The following is a 19,590-nucleotide window of genomic DNA, read 5'->3' on the forward strand; positions in this document are numbered from 1 at the left end:
GGTGAAAGAAAATGGAATATGGTACTACCTCAATAGTAATGGTTCAATGGCCACAGGATGGTTGCTAGACAATGGTTCATGGTACTACCTCAATAGTAATGGTTCAATGGCCACAGGATGGTTACTAGACAATGGTTCATGGTACTACCTCAATAGTAATGGCGATATGAAAGTTTGCCAATGGTTCCAAGTTAGTGGGAAATGGTATTACGTAGATGCATCAGGTATGCTTGCAGTCAATACAACAGTAAACGGCTATAGAGTCAATGCTAATGGTGAATTGGTAAACTAAATCTAACTGAATGAATCTTAATATTATTTTTTGATAGGATATTAAGGCTGAAAATAACTCCATAATCTCTAGCCAGATTTATTCTACTGGAGATTATGGAGTATTTTGTAATATAAGAGATAATGGAAGGATGAGCTAGTGACTCAACATTCTTATATAATAGATTGAATCTAGAGTAGTACATAGTTACTGATGAAAAATCAACTGTTAAAGTGCCTGCTGGCAAATAATTACCTAACACAGGTTCAGCATCAAGTGCAGCACTTGCTAGTCTTGGTCTAGTGGCGGCAACAAGTGGTTTTGCTTTGCTAGGAAGAAAGGCTAGACGTAGAAAATAGGATAGCTAGAAAATTCTATTCTCTACTTAAAGTTAGATTATAAGGGGGATTTGGAGAAATCATCAATCCTAGTGATGGGTGAGAAAAGTGAGAACCCAAGATAATCACACACTTTAGCTGAAAAGGGATATTCTATCAATGTAACCAGTCTCTTCTGTCTCTAACTGTGGAATAGAAGAGGGGCAATATCGGATAGAAAAGCTAGCAGAATAGTTCTATTGAAGAGAGGAGGGAAACTGAAAAATTGGGTACCCCTCCTCTTTTTTGGTATAATAGAAGATAGAAAACGAGGTTAGAAGAGATGATTTTTGATACACATACACACTTGAATGTAGAAGAGTTTGCAGGTCGTGAGGCAGAAGAAATTGCCTTGGCTGCTGAGATGGGTGTGACACAGATGAATATTGTTGGTTTTGATCAACCGACGATTGAGCGTGCCTTGGAGTTGGTAGATGAGTATGACCAACTCTATGCGACGATTGGTTGGCATCCTACAGAAGCTGGAACCTACACAGAGGAGATTGAAGCCTACTTGCTTGATAAGCTCAAGCATTCCAAGATTGTTGCCTTGGGTGAGATTGGCTTGGACTACCATTGGATGACAGCGCCAAAAGAGGTGCAGGAGCAGGTTTTTCGTCGTCAGATTCAGCTATCTAAGGACTTGGATTTGCCTTTTGTTGTCCATACCCGTGATGCGCTGGAAGATACCTATGAGATTATTAAGAGCGAGGGAGTTGGTCCTCGTGGTGGTATCATGCATTCATTTTCAGGGACGCTTGAGTGGGCAGAGAAGTTTGTGGAGCTTGGTATGACCATTTCCTTCTCAGGAGTGGTGACTTTTAAGAAGGCAACTGACATCCAAGAAGCTGCTAAAGAGTTACCTTTGGACAAGATTTTGGTGGAAACAGATGCGCCTTACTTAGCACCTGTACCCAAGCGTGGTCGCGAAAATAAAACAGCCTATACTCGCTATGTAGTGGACTTTATAGCTGACTTGCGTGGGATGACGGCAGAAGAGCTAGCGGCGGTAACAACTGCAAATGCAGAACGAATTTTTGGATTGGACAGCAAGTAATGAAAGAGAAAATTTCCCAAGTCATCGTAGTTGAAGGTCGCGATGATACGGCCAATCTTAAACGTTATTTCGATGTAGAGACCTATGAGACTCGAGGTTCTGCCATCAATGACCAGGACATAGAGCGGATTCAGCGCCTGCACCAACGTCATGGAGTCATTGTCTTTACAGACCCAGATTTTAATGGGGAGCGGATTCGTCGTATGATTATGACGGCCATTCCAACAGTTCAGCATGCCTTCCTCAAACGAGATGAAGCTGTTCCCAAGTCCAAGACCAAGGGACGTTCTCTGGGAATTGAGCATGCCAGTTATGAAGACCTGAAAACGGCTCTAGCTCAGGTGACAGAACAATTTGAACATGAGAGTCAGTTTGACATCAGTCGTAGCGACTTGATTCGCCTTGGTTTTCTAGCAGGGGCAGACAGCCGTAAGCGACGAGAATATCTAGGAGAGGCTCTCCGAATCGGCTATTCTAACGGCAAGCAACTCCTCAAGCGCTTAGAGTTGTTTGGGGTCACCTTGGCAGAAGTGGAAGAAGCTATGAAATCTTATGAGTAGGAAAGATGTGACCGTTACAATTTTTTGAATTTCACAGTATTTTTCGAAGCAGGTAGAAGAGGAGTTGTCTGATGTTAATTGGTCAAAAAATTAAAGAGATTCGGATAGAAAAAGGAATTAGTCGTCCAGATTTTTGTGGAGATGAGCAAGAACTGACAGTTCGTCAACTGTCGCGAATTGAAAGTGGAGCTTCGCAACCGAGTTTGCCCAAGTTAGACTATATTGCTCGCCGGCTAGGAGTTCCAGCTTATAGCCTTATGCCGGATTTTTCAGCTCTTCCTCCTGTTTATTTAGAATTGAAATACCAGATTTTACGTGAACCAATCTATGGTAAAGAAGAGGAGTACGATAAGAAGGAAGCGTGTTTGGAAGAGATAGAGGATTTATTTTATGAGCAACTTCCTAATGAGGAAAAAGTATGGTTTGAAGCTACTAGAGCAACGATAGATGTTATTCGAAGCGGACGACCAGAATACGGGGAAACCGTACTGGACGATTATTTTAAAACAATTTATAATAAGGAATTGTTTTTGATAAATGAATTAGAAGTTATCAACTTATATTTTGCTATAGTGCTTACAAAGATAAAACAAGGTCAAAATCAGATTGAAGAAATTAACAGAATTCATTCGTTTTTAGTTCGTTTGACAAATCATGTAGAATTAATTGCACCAGAATATCTGTTTGCTTTAAGTAACACTTTGTTTTCGGGTCTAGCCTGTTTGGATAATTTATCGTCTTATGATTCACTAGAATCTTATATCTTTAGCCTTAATCATATAATGGAAAAAACACAAGATTTCCAGAAGAAACCAATTATATTGATGTTGGAGTGGAAATTATCTCTAATAATAAACAATGATTATGTATCTGCCGAACAGTTCTATCAGAAATCGAAGCTATTTGCTGATATAATAGAAAATTCTTATTTAGTTACTATGTTAGAAAAACAATGGCAAGAAGATTTAAAAAAATATTTATAAACATAGTGAAGCAATGACAAAAATGTCCTTGTTCTAGCATTGAAACAGTTCTAAAGTTCGTCTTTAGGACTGTTTTTTTAGATATAAGCTAAAAATAATATGAAAGAATTAGATTTTAAGGACATTGATGTCCTTGATAGTTCTTGAAAAAACGGATATAATATATTTGAAGATGTTGCTAGTAGAAAGAACTTAATAAACTTCTTAACATGGCAGTGACTGTGGTCACCTTCTCACTAAGTGACCAAGTAACTTTTTGGAGGAAATGATGAAACGCTTATTTATTTTGATTTCAATGGTATTGGTATCGCTTTATATGGTGATAACTTCTGTTGACCATCGAGAAGAGATTTTATTTGGTAACTATCCTTCTGTTGATGTGACAGGAGTGGTGATAAATCAATCAGTAGCTAGTCGCGAAAAGGTGACAGAGGCTTTGAGTCACTTGGCGGTAGAGCACAATAGTCTCATTGCTCGTCGAATCGTTGAGCCAAATGAAGCTGGAGAAACACGCTTTACCTATGCCACTTATGGTCAGGGAGAGCTTCCAGAAGGTCTGACCATTTCCTCCAAGGAGAGTGCAGAAACGAGTGATTTATTAGGTTCTTACTTGATTGTGTCAGGAAGTTTGGATGGAGTGAGCTTACAGACCACCTTGAAAGAGCTTGGTTATCAAGGTTTTGTTTCGAATGGAGAAGATCCATTTTCGATAGTCTTACTATTGACGGCCACCCCTATGGTGCTACTGAGTTTAGCTATTTTTCTGCTGACCTTTATGAGTCTGACCCTGATTTATCGGATCAAATCCCTTCGTCAAGCAGGGATTCGCTTAATCGCTGGTGAGAGCTTGTTTGGGGTGGCTCTTAGACCAGTGTTAGAAGATGTGAGACAGCTTATCTGCTCAGTGCTGCTATCCAGTCTTTTGGGCTTGGGGATTCTCTGGTATCAAGGTGCCTTGTTTATGGCAACGGTGCAACTGGTCATCATTGCTCTTCTACTTTATGGATTGATCTTGGCAGGGATTTCTACCTTACTAAGTGTCGTGTATCTACTTGGCTTACAAGAAAATAGTCTGGTGGATCTATTGAAAGGGAAACTCCCTCTCAAACGTATGATGACATTGATGATGGTGGGGCAACTCTTGGCCGTGCTGGTGGTCGGCTCGAGTGCGACTGCTCTCCTACCCCACTACCGTGAAATGCAGGAGATGGAGAGAGCTAGCGATAAATGGAGCCAGTCCTCAGACCGTTACCGTCTATCCTTTGGTTGGTCTAGTGCATTTGCCGATGAAGAAGGAATGCGTAAGGATAATCGTGAGTGGCAGACATTTACTGAAGAGCGGTTAGCCAATACAGACTCTTTTTATATTATGAGCAATGTTGACAATTTCTCAGATGGAGCAGAAGTGGACCTAGATGGCAATCGTCTCAGTGACTACACACCGTCAGGGAATGTTATCTATGTCTCACCGCGCTATCTGATAGAAGAAAAGATTACCGTTTCTTCAGAGTTTATGGACAAGATGCAAAACTTGTCTGAGGGAGAGTTTGGGCTGATCTTGCCTGAGAGCTTGCGAGAGCAGTCTGCCTACTATCAAAGATTATTTACAGATTACCTGCAAAGATTTTCATCTGAAAGTGTAGAGGCGACGAGTCAGAAACACTACCTTCCACAGTTAAGGCTAGCTTTTACAGAAACAGGACAGGAACGTTTCCTCTATAATGATGGGTACAAGACAACACGTCAGTACCTAAAAGATCCGATTATTGTAGTTCTAACGCCGCAAGCGACTGGAACAAGACCTGTTGCAGGGATGTTGTGGGGAACTACGGCTAATAGTGCCTTGAAGCTAGATCGATATGGAGACAGCATTACCGCTCTAAAAGAGCAAGGTCTGTATCACAAGGTCTCTTACTTGGTAAAAAGCCAGCTATTTTTTGCGAAGGTACTAAATGACAAACGGGTGGAGTTTTACTCTCTCCTTATTGGGACGATTTTGACCCTGTCTACGGCTATCTTGTTATTTGATTCCATGAATCTTCTCTATTTTGAGCAGTTTAGACGGGAGCTTATGATTAAACGTCTTGCTGGTATGACAATCTATGAGCTTCATGGCAAGTACTTGCTGGCACAAGGAGGAGTTCTCTTGCTTGGCCTAATTCTATCTAGTGTTTTGACAGGAGATAGCTTGATTAGCGCTCTAGTTGTAGCTTTGTTTACGCTTAACGCCCTCTTGATTTTAGTAAGGCAGGATAAAAAGGAAGAAGCTGGTAGCATGGCAGTATTGAAAGGAAAATAAGATGATTGATATTCAAGGATTGGAAAAGAAATTTAATGACCGAGCGATTTTCTCTGGTTTAAATCTCAAGCTGGAGAAGGGCAAGGTCTATGCCTTAATCGGAAAGAGTGGAAGCGGAAAGACGACGCTGCTGAATATCTTAGGTAAACTAGAAAAGATAGATGGAGGAAGGGTTCTCTATCAGGGGAAAGATTTAAAAACCATTCCCACTCGTGAGTATTTTCGAGACCAGATGGGCTATCTCTTTCAAAATTTTGGCCTTTTAGAAAACCAATCAATCAAAGAGAATTTGGATTTGGGCTTTGTCGGTCAAAAAATTTCAAAAGTAGAACGTTTGGAAAGGCAAGTGGAGGCTTTAGAAAAGGTTAATCTAGGGTATTTGGATCTAGAACAAAAAATTTATACTTTATCTGGGGGAGAGGCTCAGCGAGTTGCTCTTGCTAAGACTATTGTGAAAAATCCACCCTTGATTTTGGCGGATGAACCAACAGCAGCTCTTGATCCTGAAAATTCAGAGGAGGTTATGAATCTCTTGGTGGGCTTGAAAGATGAAAATCGAATGATCATCATTGCGACCCATAATCCCCTAGTCTGGAATAAGGCAGATGAAATCATTGATATGAGGGAGCTTGCTCATGTGTGAAAAAATCCGTATTCGCAGGGTATCTGATTATCCTAGTGCCAGAGGTGGTTTAGAAGATATTCTCATCATGGAAAATATGACCAATCATCTCCTTTTGGTTCAAATCCGAGTGAATGGCTATTTGCTTGATTTTGCTAGCATTGAAGGGCAAAGACAAAAGCATTATCGTTTGAAAAATTTACCTCAAACGGTTGAACTGACAGTGGACGATGTGGAGGAGGATGTAGATTTGACCCTACCTGAAAATCGAAGTTATCAAGAAGCTGATTTTTTTGATACTCAATGAAAATCAAAGAGCAAACTAGGAAGCTAGCCGCAGGCTGCTCAAAGCACTGCTTTGAGGTTGTAGATAAGACTGACGAAGTCAGTTACATATATCTACGGCAAGGTGAAGCTGACGTGGTTTGAAGAGATTTTCGAAGAGTATGAACGGATGTTTCGAGAGAAACGCTAAGTCCCCCTTTAAAGATTTCCAAAACTATCTTTCTTCATGAGGAAAGATAGTTTTTTGGTATGATTTTCACCCCCAAAATACAAGGGGAATGTGTTACAATAGTAGTAACAGATAATAGAAAAGAGAATAGATGAGAATTGCAGATTATAGCGTGACCAAGGCAGTGCTGGAGCGTCACGGTTTTACCTTTAAAAAGTCCTTCGGGCAAAATTTCTTGACGGATACCAATATCCTTCAAAAAATTGTGGATACGGCTGAGATTGATGACCAGGTCAATGTCATTGAAATCGGGCCAGGTATTGGTGCCTTGACAGAATTTTTGGCTGAGCGTGCAGCCCAAGTCATGGCTTTTGAGATTGACCACCGTTTGGTGCCAATTTTGGCAGATACCCTGCGTGATTTTGATAATGTGACTGTAGTTAACGAAGATATTCTCAAGGTTGATTTGGCGCAACATATCCAAAATTTTAAAAATCCTAACCTGCCAATCAAGGTAGTGGCTAATTTGCCTTACTACATCACGACGCCTATTCTCATGCACTTGATTGAGAGTGGGATTCCTTTTAGTGAGTTTGTGGTCATGATGCAGAAAGAAGTAGCGGACCGCATTTCAGCCCAGCCTAACACCAAGGCTTACGGTAGCTTGTCTATCGCCGTGCAGTATTACATGATAGCCAAGGTTGCCTTTATCGTACCTCGTACGGTCTTTGTGCCAGCGCCAAATGTGGATTCAGCCATTTTGAAAATGGTGCGTCGTCCAGAACCAGCCGTAGCAGTGGAAGACGAGAACTTCTTCTTTAAGGTTTCTAAGGCTAGTTTCACTCATCGACGCAAGACTTTATGGAATAACCTGACAGGTTACTTTGGCAAGACTGAGGAAGTTAAGGACAAGCTGACCAAGGCTTTGGACCAAGCAGGCTTGTCACCAAGTGTGCGTGGAGAAGCTCTCAGCTTGACAGAATTTGCCAGTCTAGCAGACGCCTTGCAAAACATCTTTAAATAGTGTTAGTTAAGCTATGAAAATGCCAAAAGAGGCTGGGACAAAAACTTAATTTTAGTAAAAAATGAAGTAGATCTTTCTATGATAAAACGCATATTATCAAGGTTTTCCAACACCTGATAATATGCGTTTCTCTGATTTTAAAGACTTTTGTCCCAGCATTTTGGTATATATAGTAGATTGAAATAAGATATGAACAAAGAGATTAGGAAAGTCAAATTAATTTCTAGAAACGTTTTAGAATCCTTAGTTTACTATTTCTAGGTTCAATCCACTATAGTTCGTATTAAATCAATGAATCAGTAGTTGATTAGGCACTTCATTAGATTTTTAAACTCGTGAAATACCTGATTAGCCTTGTGGGGCTGGACCAACGAAATCGAGTCTTTGTCTACCGATTTCTGCCCCATCGATTTTTCGCTCGACATTTATGTATGAAATTTACCCTAACAATATTATTTTATCATAAAACTAGTAGAAAAAACAGTCTTGTATTTATTTATTTTTGTGATATATTAGTAGGTGAATAAGGGCATGTTCAATAGACTTAGAAAGGAGTTTTTTGTAGCAAACTATTGAAATATATGTAGCCAAGATTTGGAACAGTTACCTATAGGAGTGTGAATTGCTTTCAGATAGATATCCTATTCTGAAATATAAGGAAACGTTCATCTTATATTAGCTATTTTTACTCCTCTTGAAAATGGGAAGGATATATTCATGAGAAAAAAATTAGTCAATAGCCTTATGTGTGCAGTGGTTCTATCAGGATTTCCTATTGCGACTTATGCAAATGAGAAGAATATTGGTCCAAATATAACGGTTTCTAATGGGCAAACTAGATTATCTATACCTGAAAAAAATGGGGTAGAAGTGATTCAGTCTGAAGAAAATCGAGTTGTATATGAGGTGAAAGAGGCAGCTAAAATAGAAACTAGCGATGGAGATATGGTGGCCCCCATTGTTGTGGATAGCCGTATTACTTCTATAAACAATCAAGTAGTACAAGGAAAAACTGTTTATACCGCTGATTTAGAGAAGGCTACTTTTGTTGAAGAGGGTTACAATAAGCTTGCTAAACCAACGAATATATTAGACCATATTTTTGGTATACAGAAAGTGCACGCTTATACTCAAAACATTACTACTCATCAAAGTCAGTTTGATAGTACTTATAGTGTGGAATTGTATACTGTTGTTCACTGGGTGAGTTATGATGGAGGTGTACAAAAAAATATTACTAAAATAAGTGGAGGAGTTGACTTCCATGAAAGGGATATCGAAATAGAATCTTCAAGTGTGGAAGTTAGACAAGGTGGTTGGTATTCATCCCAGCAAAAATGGTTTCATCCAGGTGCAAGAAGTAGTTGGGAGTATAGCACAGGTTTTTCTAAGGTTGGACCAGGTGAAAATCGGGTAGTAACTAATTATACTGTTAATTTGATTCGATATGGAGATAGATGGTCAGCTTACTTGCAAAATAATCCATGGTAGAGAATATGAAAAAAATAATTAGTCCCCTTCTTTTTTTGGTGAGCTATTGTTTACCTTTCTATAAAGTAGTTGATGTGATTGATGGAGAAACGACTGAAAGTATGATTTATGGTTTTCAATTTATGTTGCGAAATTGGTCAATCTATCTACTTTGTCTGTTCTTATTGATGATTTTTCTATGGCGAAAGCAAGGATGGGTTCTAATTGTAGCAGTATTTATGTATGTTCTTTGTTTACTATCTCTAACGACCTATGATTTCTATCAATTTCCAATCATCTATCTACCAGGCTATTTTATAGAGTCTGTCTTTCCCCACATGATGTATGGAGTTTATATTCATATTTTTTGTCTTGCTTTATTAGGTTTTTTCTATTACACACAGAAAAAGTAAAGCGAACAGGGAGTTTTAGGCTCTCTGTTCGCCTGTTTTTATATAAGGAGGTAGATTCGTTATTTTTGTATAAAACTTGGTATCTAAAGCGTGAGTGTATCTTTTTCTTTTAGAATAGACTTATCGAAATTGTAAAGAGAAGCTAAGCTAAAATAGCTTTTTTTTGTTATAATGGAACTAACAATTTTAAAGGAGTTATTTTGCAGGGACAAATCATTAAAGCCTTGGCTGGGTTCTACTATGTAGAGAGTGATTGCCAAGTCTATCAAACACGCGCGCGTGGGAATTTCCGTAAAAAAGGGCATACCCCTTACGTTGGGGACTGGGTAGATTTCTCTGCCGAGGAAAATTCAGAAGGCTATATTCTCAAGATTCACGAACGGAAAAACAGTCTGGTCCGTCCGCCTATTGTCAATATTGACCAAGCTGTAGTAATCATGTCCGTCAAGGAACCTGATTTTAACAGCAATTTGCTGGATCGTTTCTTGGTTCTTTTGGAGCACAAGGACATCCATCCCATTATCTATATTTCCAAAATGGATTTGTTGGAAGATAGAGGAGAACTGGATTTTTATGAACAGACTTATGGTGATATCGGCTACGACTTTGTGACCAGTAAAGAAGAACTTTTGCCCTTGTTAACAGGCAAGGTTACAGTCTTTATGGGGCAGACAGGTGTTGGAAAATCAACTCTTCTCAATAAAATCGCACCAGACCTCAATCTTGAAACAGGAGAAATTTCAGACAGTCTGGGTCGCGGGCGCCACACTACTCGAGCAGTTAGTTTTTACAATCTTAATGGGGGTAAAATCGCAGATACACCAGGCTTTTCATCACTGGATTATGAAGTAACAACGGCTGAAGACCTCAATCAGGCTTTCCCAGAGCTTACTAGTGTCAGTCGAGACTGCAAATTCCGTACTTGTACCCATACCCATGAGCCGTCTTGCGCAGTGAAGCCAGCAGTGGAAGAAGGGACTATTGCCAGCTTCCGTTTTGACAACTACCTGCAATTCCTCAGTGAGATTGAAAATCGCAGAGAAACCTATAAAAAGGTCAGCAAAAAAATTCCAAAATAAGGAGAAACCTATGTCTCAATACAAGATTGCTCCGTCAATTCTGGCAGCAGATTATGCCAATTTTGAACGTGAAATCAAACGCCTAGAAGCAACTGGGGCAGAGTATGCCCATATCGATATTATGGATGGTCATTTTGTACCGCAAATCAGTTTTGGTGCGGGTGTGGTCGAATCTCTTCGTCCTCATAGTAAGATGGTTTTCGACTGCCACTTGATGGTAGCTAATCCTGAGCATCATCTAGAAGACTTTGCGCGCGCAGGTGCGGATATCATCAGCATCCATGTGGAAGCAACGCCCCATATTCATGGTGCCCTCCAAAAAATTCGTTCACTCGGTGTCAAGCCATCAGTTGTCATCAATCCTGGTACGCCTGTTGAAGCTATCAAGCACGTGCTTCACCTAGTTGACCAAGTTTTAGTTATGACAGTTAACCCTGGCTTCGGTGGACAAGCTTTTCTACCTGAAACCATGGATAAGGTTCGTGAGTTGGTTGCACTTCGTAAGGAAAAAGATTTGAACTTTGAGATTGAAGTGGATGGTGGGATTGATGACCAAACTATTGCTCAAGCCAAAGAAGTTGGTGCGACCGTTTTTGTAGCAGGTTCTTATGTCTTTAAGGGAGATGTCGATGAGCGAGTACAAACTCTCAGAAAACAACTGGACTAGTGTTGCCGTTTTTGCAGGCGGAGACCGCGGTCATTATCGGACAGATTTTGATGCTTTTGTCGGTGTGGATCGAGGCTCGCTCTGGGTCTTGGAGGAAAAACTACCTCTTGCTCTAGCAGTCGGAGATTTTGATTCTGTGACGGAAGAAGAGCGACAGTTGATTCAAAAACGTGCTCAGCATTTTGTCCAAGCGCGACCAGAAAAAGATGATACAGATCTGGAATTGGCTCTCTTAACCATCTTTGAGCAAAATCCTCAGGCTCAGGTTACTATTTTCGGTGCTTTGGGTGGCCGTATTGACCATATGCTGGCCAATGTCTTTTTACCTAGCAATCCCAAGTTGGCACCTTATATGCGCCAGATAGAAATTGAGGATGGGCAAAATGTGATTGCCTATTGTCCAGAAGGGACCAGTCAGCTTGAACCCCGTTCAGACTATGACTATCTAGCTTTTATGCCGGTTCGGGATAGCCAGCTGACCATTCTTGGAGCTAAGTATGAGTTAACTGAGGAAAATTTTTTCTTTAAAAAAGTGTACGCTTCTAACGAATATATAGATAGGGAAGTGTCGGTGACTTGCCCAGATGGCTATGTAGTTGTCTTGCATAGCAAGGACAGGAGGTAGGATGGAAAGTTTACTTGTTCTATTATTGATTGCCAATCTAGCTGGACTCTTTCTGATTTGGCAAAGGCAGGATAAGCAGGAAAAACATCTCAGCAAGAGCTTGGAGGATCAGGCAGATCACTTGTCAGACCAGTTGGATTATCGCTTTGAACAAGCTAGGCAAGCCAGCCAGTTGGATCAAAAAGATCTGGAAGTGGCTGTCAGCGACCGCTTGCAAGAAGTGCGAATCGAATTGCACCAAGGCCTGACGCAAGTCCGTCAAGAAATGACAGATAATCTCCTCCAAACCAGAGATAAGACCGACCAACGTCTCCAAGCCCTGCAGGAATCCAATGAGCAACGTTTGGAACAAATGCGCCAGACAGTCGAGGAAAAACTAGAAAAGACCTTGCAGACACGCTTGCAGGCTTCCTTTGAGACAGTTTCCAAACAACTGGAGTCGGTCAATCGTGGCCTTGGAGCAATGCAGACAGTTGCCCGTGATGTCGGCGCCCTCAACAAGGTTCTCTCTGGAACCAAGACGAGAGGGATTCTGGGAGAATTGCAACTGGGGCAAATCATCGAAGACATCATGACCCCTGCCCAGTATGAACGAGAATATGCAACGGTTGAAAACTCCAGTGAACGAGTGGAGTATGCCATTAAGTTACCTGGACAGGGTGATCAGGAATATGTATACCTACCGATTGACTCCAAGTTTCCTTTGGCTGATTATTACCGCTTGGAAGAAGCCTATGAAGCAGGTGATAGGGACGAGATTGAACGCTGTCGTAAATCGCTTTTAGCAAGCGTCAAGCGCTTTGCCAAGGATATCAAGAGCAAGTACATAGCACCGCCTCGGACGACCAATTTTGGAGTCTTGTTTGTTCCGACAGAAGGTCTCTACTCAGAAATCGTCCGCAATCCTATCTTCTTTGATGATTTGAGACGGGAAGAACAGATTATTGTTGCAGGTCCAAGTACCCTATCAGCCCTTCTTAACTCCCTATCAGTTGGATTCAAAACTCTCAATATCCAAAAGAGTGCCGACCATATCAGTAAGACTCTTGCCAGCGTCAAGACCGAGTTTGGCAAGTTTGGTGGTATTCTGGTAAAGGCACAAAAACATCTCCAACATGCCTCTGGCAATATTGATGAATTATTAAACCGTCGTACCACAGCTATCGAGCGGACGCTCCGTCACATTGAGTTGTCAGAAGGTGAGCCTGCGCTTGATCTACTCCATTTCCAAGAAAATGAGGAAGAATATGAAGATTAGTCACATGAAAAAAGATGAGCTGTTTGAAGGTTTTTACTTAATCAAATCAGCTGACCTGAGGCAAACTCGAGCTGGGAAAAACTACCTAGCCTTTACCTTCCAAGATGATAGTGGCGAGATCGAGGGGAAGCTCTGGGATGCCCAACCTCATAACATTGAGGCCTTTACCGCAGGTAGGGTTGTCTACATGAAAGGGCGCCGAGAAGTTTATAACAACACTCCACAGGTCAATCAAATCACTCTCCGCCTGCCGCAAGCTGGTGAACCCAATGACCCAGCTGATTTCAAGGTCAAGCCACCGGTTGATATCAAGGAAATTCGTGACTACATGTCGCAAATGATTTTCAAAATTGAAAATCCTGTCTGGCAACGGATTGTCCGAAATCTCTACACCAAGTATGATAAGGAATTCTACTCCTATCCAGCAGCCAAGACCAACCACCATGCCTTTGAAACAGGCTTGGCCTATCATACGGCGACCATGGTGCGCTTGGCAGATGCCATTAGCAATATTTATCCTCGGCTCAATAAGAGCCTGCTCTATGCGGGAATTATGCTACATGACTTGGCCAAAGTTATCGAGTTGACGGGACCAGAACAGACTGAGTATACAGTGCGAGGCAATCTTCTTGGACATATCGCTCTCATTGATAGTGAAATTACCAAGACAGTTATGGAGCTCGGCATCGATGATACCAAGGAAGAAGTCGTTTTGCTTCGTCACGTCATCCTCAGTCACCACGGCTTACTTGAGTATGGAAGCCCAGTCCGTCCACGCATTATGGAAGCAGAGATTATTCATATGATTGACAATCTGGATGCCAGCATGATGATGATGTCAACAGCTCTGGCTTTGGTGGATAAAGGAGAGATGACCAATAAAATCTTCGCTATGGACAATCGTTCCTTCTATAAACCAGGTTTAGATTTATAATTTAAGAAAAATGAACATTTTTTAGAATAAGAATGTTCGTTTTTTTCTGTGAATATGGTATAATAAGTAAAAGACAAAAATGAATACTCTTCGAAAATCTCTTCAAACTAGGGTAGTATCGCCTTGTCGTATGTATATATGCAAGTATATTACAGGATTTGTCAGTTCTATCGACAATCTCAAAACAGTGTTTTGAACCACCAGTGACCAGCTTTCTAGTTTGCTTTTTGATTTTTTGAATAAAAATGGAATAGGAAATAGAAATGAAATTAAGAAGAAGTGATCGGATGGTTGTCATTTCCAACTATTTGATTAATCATCCTTATAAACTAACTAGTCTCAATACTTTTGCTGAAAAGTATGAATCTGCTAAATCATCCATCTCAGAAGATATCGTCATTATCAAACGCGCCTTTGAGGAAATCGAAATCGGTCACATCCAGACTGTGACTGGGGCTGGCGGAGGTGTTATCTTTACACCATCAATCTCAAACCATGATGCTAAGGAAATGGTTGAAGACTTGCGTGCCAAGTTGTCAGAAAGTGACCGTATCTTGCCAGGTGGCTACATCTACCTGTCTGATTTACTTAGCACACCAGCCATCTTGAAAAATATTGGTCGCATTATTGCCAAGAGCTTTATGGATCAAAAAATTGACGCGGTTATGACAGTAGCAACCAAGGGTGTGCCACTTGCAAATGCAGTTGCCAATGTCCTCAATGTCCCTTTTGTCATTGTGCGCCGTGACCTGAAAATTACCGAAGGTTCAACGGTTAGCGTCAACTATGTATCCGGTTCAAGTGGTGACCGTATCGAGAAAATGTTCCTTTCAAAACGGAGTCTCAAGGCAGGTAGCCGTGTCTTGATTGTGGATGATTTCTTGAAAGGCGGCGGAACTGTCAATGGGATGATTAGTCTCTTGCGCGAATTCGACTCAGAATTGGCAGGTGTAGCGGTCTTTGCGGACAATGCCCAAGAAGAACGTGAAAAGCAGTTTGACTACAAGTCACTCTTGAAGGTAACCAATATTGATGTCAAGAACCAAGCCATCGATGTTGAGATTGGTAATATTTTTGACACAGAAGAATAAAGGATAAAGGTTGGAACGGTTGTCCCAGCCTTTCTTTGCAAATAGAATAGAAGGAAACTTATGAAAACACCATTTATTAATAAAGAAGACTTAGAAGCGATTGTAGCCGAGTTCCCAACTCCCTTTCACTTATATGATGAGAAGGGAATTCGTGAGAAGGCAAGAGCCGTCAACCAAGCCTTTTCGTGGAACAAGGGCTTTAAGGAATATTTTGCAGTTAAGGCTACTCCAACCCCAGCTATTTTGAAAATTCTCCAAGAGGAAGGCTGTGGTGTGGACTGCTCTAGTTATGTAGAGCTTTTGATGAGCCATAAACTGGATTTCCCTGGTTCTGAGATTATGTTCTCTTCAAACAATACGCCAGATAAGGAATATGCCTATGCGCGTGAATTAGGTGCGATCATTAACTTGGATGCCTTTGAAGATATTGAACATTTGGAGCGAGCAGCAGGCATTCCAGAAATCATCTCATGTCGTTATAATCCTGGAGGCGTTTTTGAACTGGGGACAGACATTATGGATAATCCTGGGGAGGCTAAGTTTGGTATGACCAAGGATCAACTCTTTGAATCCTTTGCCATCTTGAAGGAAAAAGGAGCCAAGACTTTTGGGATTCACTCCTTTCTAGCATCCAATACTGTCACCCATCTCTATTATCCAGAGTTGGCGCGTCAGCTTTTTGAATTGGCTGTTGAAATCAAGGAAAAACTGGGTATTTCACTAGACTTTATCAATCTTTCCGGGGGTATTGGAGTCAACTATCGTCCTGAGCAGGAGCCAAATGATATCGCCTTGATTGGTGAGGGAGTTCGTAAGGTGTATGAAGAGGTTCTTACTCCAGCAGGTCTTGGTCAGGTCAAGATTTTCACCGAATTGGGTCGTTTTATGCTGGCACCTCACGGTGCTTTAGTCACAAGAGTCACTCATAAGAAGAAAACCTACCGTACCTATCTAGGTGTGGATGCATCAGCAGTCAACCTCATGCGTCCAGCTATGTACGGAGCCTATCACCATATTAGCAACATGACTCATCCAGATGGATCAGTTGAAGTGGTAGATGTGGTTGGTTCACTCTGTGAAAACAATGATAAATTTGCAGTCAATCGCGAACTGCCTTATACAGAAATCGGTGATTTGCTGGTCATTCATGATACAGGTGCCCACGGTTTTTCAATGGGCTACCAGTACAATGCCAAACTTCGTTCTGCGGAAATCCTTTATACTGAAGAAGGCAAAGCCCGTCAAATCCGCCGTGCAGAGCGCCCTGAAGACTATTTTGCAACCTTGTATGGTTTTGATTTTGAAGAATAATCTGAGAATAGATTGAAAATGAAATTGAAAAACAGATTGCTTTCTAAAAAATAGGTAAAAATCTTGTTTTTCCTTCAAGTCGTGATATAATAAAACTATAAAACGTTTTCAAGGAAGGTAACGATATGTCTGAAGAAACAATTGATTATGGACAAGTGACAGGAATGGTGCATTCGACAGAAAGTTTTGGGGCGGTAGATGGCCCTGGTATTCGCTTTATTGTCTTTTTACAGGGCTGTCACATGCGTTGCCAGTATTGCCATAACCCAGATACTTGGGCTATGGAGTCCAATAAATCACGTGAACGGACGGTAGATGATGTCTTGACAGAAGCCTTGCGCTACCGTGGTTTCTGGGGAAATAAGGGCGGGATTACAGTCAGCGGAGGAGAAGCACTCTTGCAGATTGATTTCCTGATTGCCCTTTTCACCAAGGCTAAGGAACAAGGAATCCACTGTACCTTGGACACCTGTGCCCTTCCTTTCCGTAATAAACCACGTTACCTTGAAAAGTTTGACAAACTCATGGCTGTCACTGACTTGGTTCTCTTAGATATCAAGGAAATCAACGAAGAACAGCACAAGATTGTTACTAGCCAAACCAATAAAAATATCTTGGCCTGTGCCCAGTATCTATCAGATATTGGAAAACCTGTCTGGATTCGCCACGTGCTAGTTCCAGGATTGACAGACAGAGACGATGACTTGATTGAACTTGGTAAGTTCGTCAAGACTCTTAAAAATGTGGATAAGTTTGAAATTCTGCCTTATCACACCATGGGTGAGTTTAAATGGCGTGAATTGGGAATTCCCTATTCCCTCGAAGGGGTTAAACCACCAACAGCAGACCGCGTTAAGAACGCTAAACAACTCATGGATACCGAAAGTTACCAAGACTATACGAAACGTGTACATGGATAGAAAAGAAGCCTGATGGAAACATCGGGCTTTTGACTTGCAAAAAGACTTAGCAAATCAGCTAAGCCTTTTTCTTCTTATCTCGAACGTTGTTTTCCAGCGTTGCGATTTTTGTGTTTTTTCTTGCTTGTGATAGCAGTTGGTTGTTCAGGAGTAACGTCTTTTCGTCCACTTGGTGTAGAGAAAGCACTTGCTTTTGGTGGGTTCTTGGCTAGTTCTTCACGGACTTTTTTGCGAAGTTTTGGACGAACGATATAGTTGACGATAAACTGTTGGAGAATCATCATGAAACCACCGACAACCCAATAAAGTGTGACACTAGCTGGTGAGATGAGGGAGAAGCCGGCAATCATGACTGGGCTCACGTAAGCCATTTTTTTGATTTGATCTCTTTGCGTTTCATCTTCTACTCCGTGAAGTGAAAGGAGTGATTGAAGATAGTAAAGGACACCAGCGCAGGCAGCCAAAATCATACTTGGAGAGCCTAGAGGGATGCCTAGGTAGCTTGCTTGAGCAACACCTTCAGTATGTTGGGCAGTAAAGTAGATGGCAGAGAAGAAAGGCATTTGAAGGAGGAGAGGGAAACATCCTACACCACCAAACATACTGATGCCATGCTCTTTTTGAGCAGCAAAGAGAGCTTGTTGGGCTTCGAGTTTTTCTTCTTGAGTAGTTGCTTCCTTGAGACGCGTTTGGTGTGGCTCAAGGACGTGCTTGAGGGCGTTCATCTTTTCAGAGTGAAGCGTTGCCTTCCATGATTGGTAGATACCAAGTGGCAAGATAATCAAGCGCACGATAATGGTTACGATAATGATAGCGACACCAAAGCCTAGACCTTTATCATTGGCGAAGTACTTGATAGCTTCAGCCATAGGCGCTCCGAAAGTATTCCAAATGACTCCTGTTGGCTGGCCTGTGGTTTTATCGACATTGACACAGCCAGTCAAGACAAGCAACATAGCCACTCCCATAGCTGAGAGTGCAAAACGTTTAATAGATTTCACTGTTTTTATTCCTTCTTTAAAAATTATACCTTTCTATTCTACTGTTTTTTTACAAAATATACAATAGTTCTGGAGACCTAATTTGCGATTTTAAAGTCAGAGTAGGGAGGAAAGTTGCTCAGTTTGACATCTAAGTAGCTGACTTTTGAAAAAGGTGTTGGTCCTTTGCGGATTTCTTGGATAAATTTTGCCATGATAGCAGATGAGTCTGCTTGGGCTAAGATTTCCACTGTGCCATCGTCGTTATTCCATACTCGGCCTGTGATGCCACCGATTTCAAGGGCCAGGCTGTAAACACCCCAACGAAAGCCGACTCCCTGCACCCTACCTTGGGCAATCATTCTAACCTTTTGCATACCAAACCCCTTTGATTGTGTTATAATATTTCTATGACTATTATAACCTCAAAAGCCAATTCTGTGGTAAAAAATGCCAAGAAATTACACCAAAAAAAATACCGCAAGTCTGCTTATTTGATTGAAGGCTGGCACTTGTTTGAAGAAGCTGTTCAAGCTGGAGTAACGATTGAGAAAATCTTTGCCCTAGAAAATTACCGAGATCAGTTAGCCTCATTTCCGCAAACTGTCTGGGTGTCAGAGGATATTTTGCTAGATTTGGCGGATTCTCAAACTCCACAGGGCATTGTTGCGGTGGTTCAAAAAGAAGAAGTAGGACAAGTTGATTTGAGTCAGGGCAAGTTCTTATTTTTGGAAGATGTGCAAGATCCTGGTAATGTGGGAACTATCATTCGGACTGCGGATGCAGCAGGTTTTACTGGAGTGATTGTTTCAGATAAGTCGGCAGACATCTACAGTCTCAAGACCCTACGTTCCATGCAAGGTAGTCATTTCCATCTGCCCATTTACCGGATGACTAGTCAAGCGCTTCTTGACGAAACTAAAAAGGTAGCTATCCCAGTGCTAGCAACAACCCTATCTAAAGATTCTGTTGATTACAGAGAACTGCCTCCTATAGAAAATTTTGTACTAGTCATGGGAAATGAGGGCCAAGGAATTAGTCCCCTTATGGCTGAAAGTGCAGACCAGTTGGTCCATATTAGCATGAAGGGGCAGGCGGAGAGTTTGAATGTTGCCATTGCAGCTGGTATTTTGATTTTCCATTTAAGCTAATTTTAACTTTTTTTGTTATAATCAAGGAAAGATGTTCATAGAAA

At 41.3% G+C, this 19,590-nt stretch carries 20 protein-coding genes and 2 pseudogenes; 20 read left to right on the forward strand and 2 right to left on the reverse strand.

Translation table 11 applies throughout. The annotated features are described in order from the left end of the window. The 19 genes and pseudogenes from HT687_RS08200 to pflA all read left to right on the forward strand — a co-directional run. Positions 1-292, forward strand: a pseudogene (locus HT687_RS08200) (N-acetylmuramoyl-L-alanine amidase family protein); the annotation flags it as partial. A 203-nt stretch (positions 293-495) separates the two neighbouring features. Next, positions 496-630, forward strand: a pseudogene (locus HT687_RS08205) (LPXTG cell wall anchor domain-containing protein); the annotation flags it as partial. A gap of 301 nt (positions 631-931) precedes the next feature. Further along, positions 932-1,705 (forward strand): TatD family hydrolase, encoded by a 774-nt coding sequence (locus HT687_RS08210; protein WP_079252999.1) that lies wholly within the window; start codon positions 932-934, stop codon positions 1,703-1,705. Beyond that, on the forward strand, positions 1,705-2,265 hold the full coding sequence (gene rnmV / locus HT687_RS08215; protein WP_049521364.1) for a ribonuclease M5: 561 nt from the start codon (positions 1,705-1,707) through the stop codon (positions 2,263-2,265). The genes HT687_RS08210 and rnmV overlap by 1 nt, the downstream gene beginning before the upstream one ends. 71 nt (positions 2,266-2,336) lie before the next feature. Next, a complete protein-coding gene (locus tag HT687_RS08220) occupies positions 2,337-3,248 on the forward strand; it encodes an XRE family transcriptional regulator (RefSeq protein ID WP_172924149.1) in 912 nt (303 codons plus the stop codon). A gap of 268 nt (positions 3,249-3,516) precedes the next feature. Continuing rightward, complete coding sequence (locus HT687_RS08225) at positions 3,517-5,547, forward strand: bacteriocin-associated integral membrane family protein (protein ID WP_054392974.1); 2,031 nt, start codon at positions 3,517-3,519, stop codon at positions 5,545-5,547. 1 nt (position 5,548) lies between these two features. Further along, entirely contained in the window at positions 5,549-6,190 is a 642-nt protein-coding gene (locus tag HT687_RS08230; protein ID WP_172924150.1) for an ABC transporter ATP-binding protein, read from the forward strand. Continuing rightward, a complete protein-coding gene (locus HT687_RS08235) occupies positions 6,183-6,476 on the forward strand; it encodes a hypothetical protein (protein ID WP_000333262.1) in 294 nt (97 codons plus the stop codon). The genes HT687_RS08230 and HT687_RS08235 overlap by 8 nt, the downstream gene beginning before the upstream one ends. Beyond that, positions 6,473-6,598 carry a hypothetical protein gene (locus HT687_RS12210; protein ID WP_002892731.1) on the forward strand — a complete coding sequence of 42 codons (126 nt, stop codon included), beginning with the start codon at positions 6,473-6,475 and terminating at the stop codon, positions 6,596-6,598. The genes HT687_RS08235 and HT687_RS12210 overlap by 4 nt, the downstream gene beginning before the upstream one ends. A 176-nt stretch (positions 6,599-6,774) precedes the next feature. Next, positions 6,775-7,647: a 16S rRNA (adenine(1518)-N(6)/adenine(1519)-N(6))-dimethyltransferase RsmA gene (rsmA, locus tag HT687_RS08240; protein ID WP_172924151.1), complete on the forward strand. Its 873-nt coding sequence runs from the start codon at positions 6,775-6,777 to the stop codon at positions 7,645-7,647. A 717-nt stretch (positions 7,648-8,364) separates the two neighbouring features. Next, positions 8,365-9,138 (forward strand): hypothetical protein, encoded by a 774-nt coding sequence (locus HT687_RS08245; protein ID WP_001227792.1) that lies wholly within the window; start codon positions 8,365-8,367, stop codon positions 9,136-9,138. Positions 9,139-9,730: 592 nt separating this feature from the next. Then, positions 9,731-10,609, forward strand: coding sequence for a ribosome small subunit-dependent GTPase A (gene rsgA, locus HT687_RS08250; RefSeq protein ID WP_172924152.1), 879 nt, complete (start codon positions 9,731-9,733; stop codon positions 10,607-10,609). A 10-nt stretch (positions 10,610-10,619) separates the two neighbouring features. After that, positions 10,620-11,276, forward strand: a complete 657-nt coding sequence (gene rpe, locus HT687_RS08255) for a ribulose-phosphate 3-epimerase (RefSeq protein ID WP_172924153.1) — start codon at positions 10,620-10,622, stop codon at positions 11,274-11,276. Then, positions 11,239-11,901, forward strand: a complete 663-nt coding sequence (locus HT687_RS08260) for a thiamine diphosphokinase (protein WP_172924154.1) — start codon at positions 11,239-11,241, stop codon at positions 11,899-11,901. Before rpe ends, HT687_RS08260 begins: the two co-directional genes overlap by 38 nt. 1 nt (position 11,902) lies before the next feature. Continuing rightward, entirely contained in the window at positions 11,903-13,159 is a 1,257-nt protein-coding gene (locus HT687_RS08265; RefSeq protein ID WP_172924155.1) for a DNA recombination protein RmuC, read from the forward strand. Continuing rightward, on the forward strand, positions 13,149-14,093 hold the full coding sequence (locus HT687_RS08270) for a 3'-5' exoribonuclease YhaM family protein (protein ID WP_000703190.1): 945 nt from the start codon (positions 13,149-13,151) through the stop codon (positions 14,091-14,093). Before HT687_RS08265 ends, HT687_RS08270 begins: the two co-directional genes overlap by 11 nt. Before the next feature lie 263 nt (positions 14,094-14,356). Further along, complete coding sequence (gene purR / locus HT687_RS08275; RefSeq protein ID WP_050223230.1) at positions 14,357-15,184, forward strand: pur operon repressor; 828 nt, start codon at positions 14,357-14,359, stop codon at positions 15,182-15,184. Positions 15,185-15,244: 60 nt separating this feature from the next. Continuing rightward, entirely contained in the window at positions 15,245-16,495 is a 1,251-nt protein-coding gene (locus HT687_RS08280; RefSeq protein WP_023936717.1) for a diaminopimelate decarboxylase, read from the forward strand. A 125-nt stretch (positions 16,496-16,620) separates the two neighbouring features. Next, complete coding sequence (pflA, locus tag HT687_RS08285) at positions 16,621-17,415, forward strand: pyruvate formate-lyase-activating protein (RefSeq protein ID WP_001288274.1); 795 nt, start codon at positions 16,621-16,623, stop codon at positions 17,413-17,415. Positions 17,416-17,489: 74 nt separating this feature from the next. Here pflA and yidC read toward each other — a convergent pair whose 3' ends face one another. Both yidC and HT687_RS08295 read right to left on the reverse strand, forming a co-directional pair. Continuing rightward, on the reverse strand, positions 17,490-18,416 hold the full coding sequence (gene yidC, locus HT687_RS08290; RefSeq protein ID WP_054388445.1) for a membrane protein insertase YidC: 927 nt from the start codon (positions 18,414-18,416) through the stop codon (positions 17,490-17,492). Between the two features lie 77 nt (positions 18,417-18,493). Continuing rightward, positions 18,494-18,772 (reverse strand): acylphosphatase, encoded by a 279-nt coding sequence (locus HT687_RS08295; RefSeq protein ID WP_001174613.1) that lies wholly within the window; start codon positions 18,770-18,772, stop codon positions 18,494-18,496. 33 nt (positions 18,773-18,805) lie between these two features. On the opposite strand from HT687_RS08295, the gene HT687_RS08300 reads away from it, so the two are divergent. Then, a complete protein-coding gene (locus HT687_RS08300) occupies positions 18,806-19,546 on the forward strand; it encodes an RNA methyltransferase (protein ID WP_172924156.1) in 741 nt (246 codons plus the stop codon). Positions 19,547-19,590: the final 44 nt, after the last annotated feature.

This window comes from Streptococcus sp. 1449 (genome assembly GCF_013276805.1).
Lineage (GTDB): Bacteria > Bacillota > Bacilli > Lactobacillales > Streptococcaceae > Streptococcus > Streptococcus pseudopneumoniae.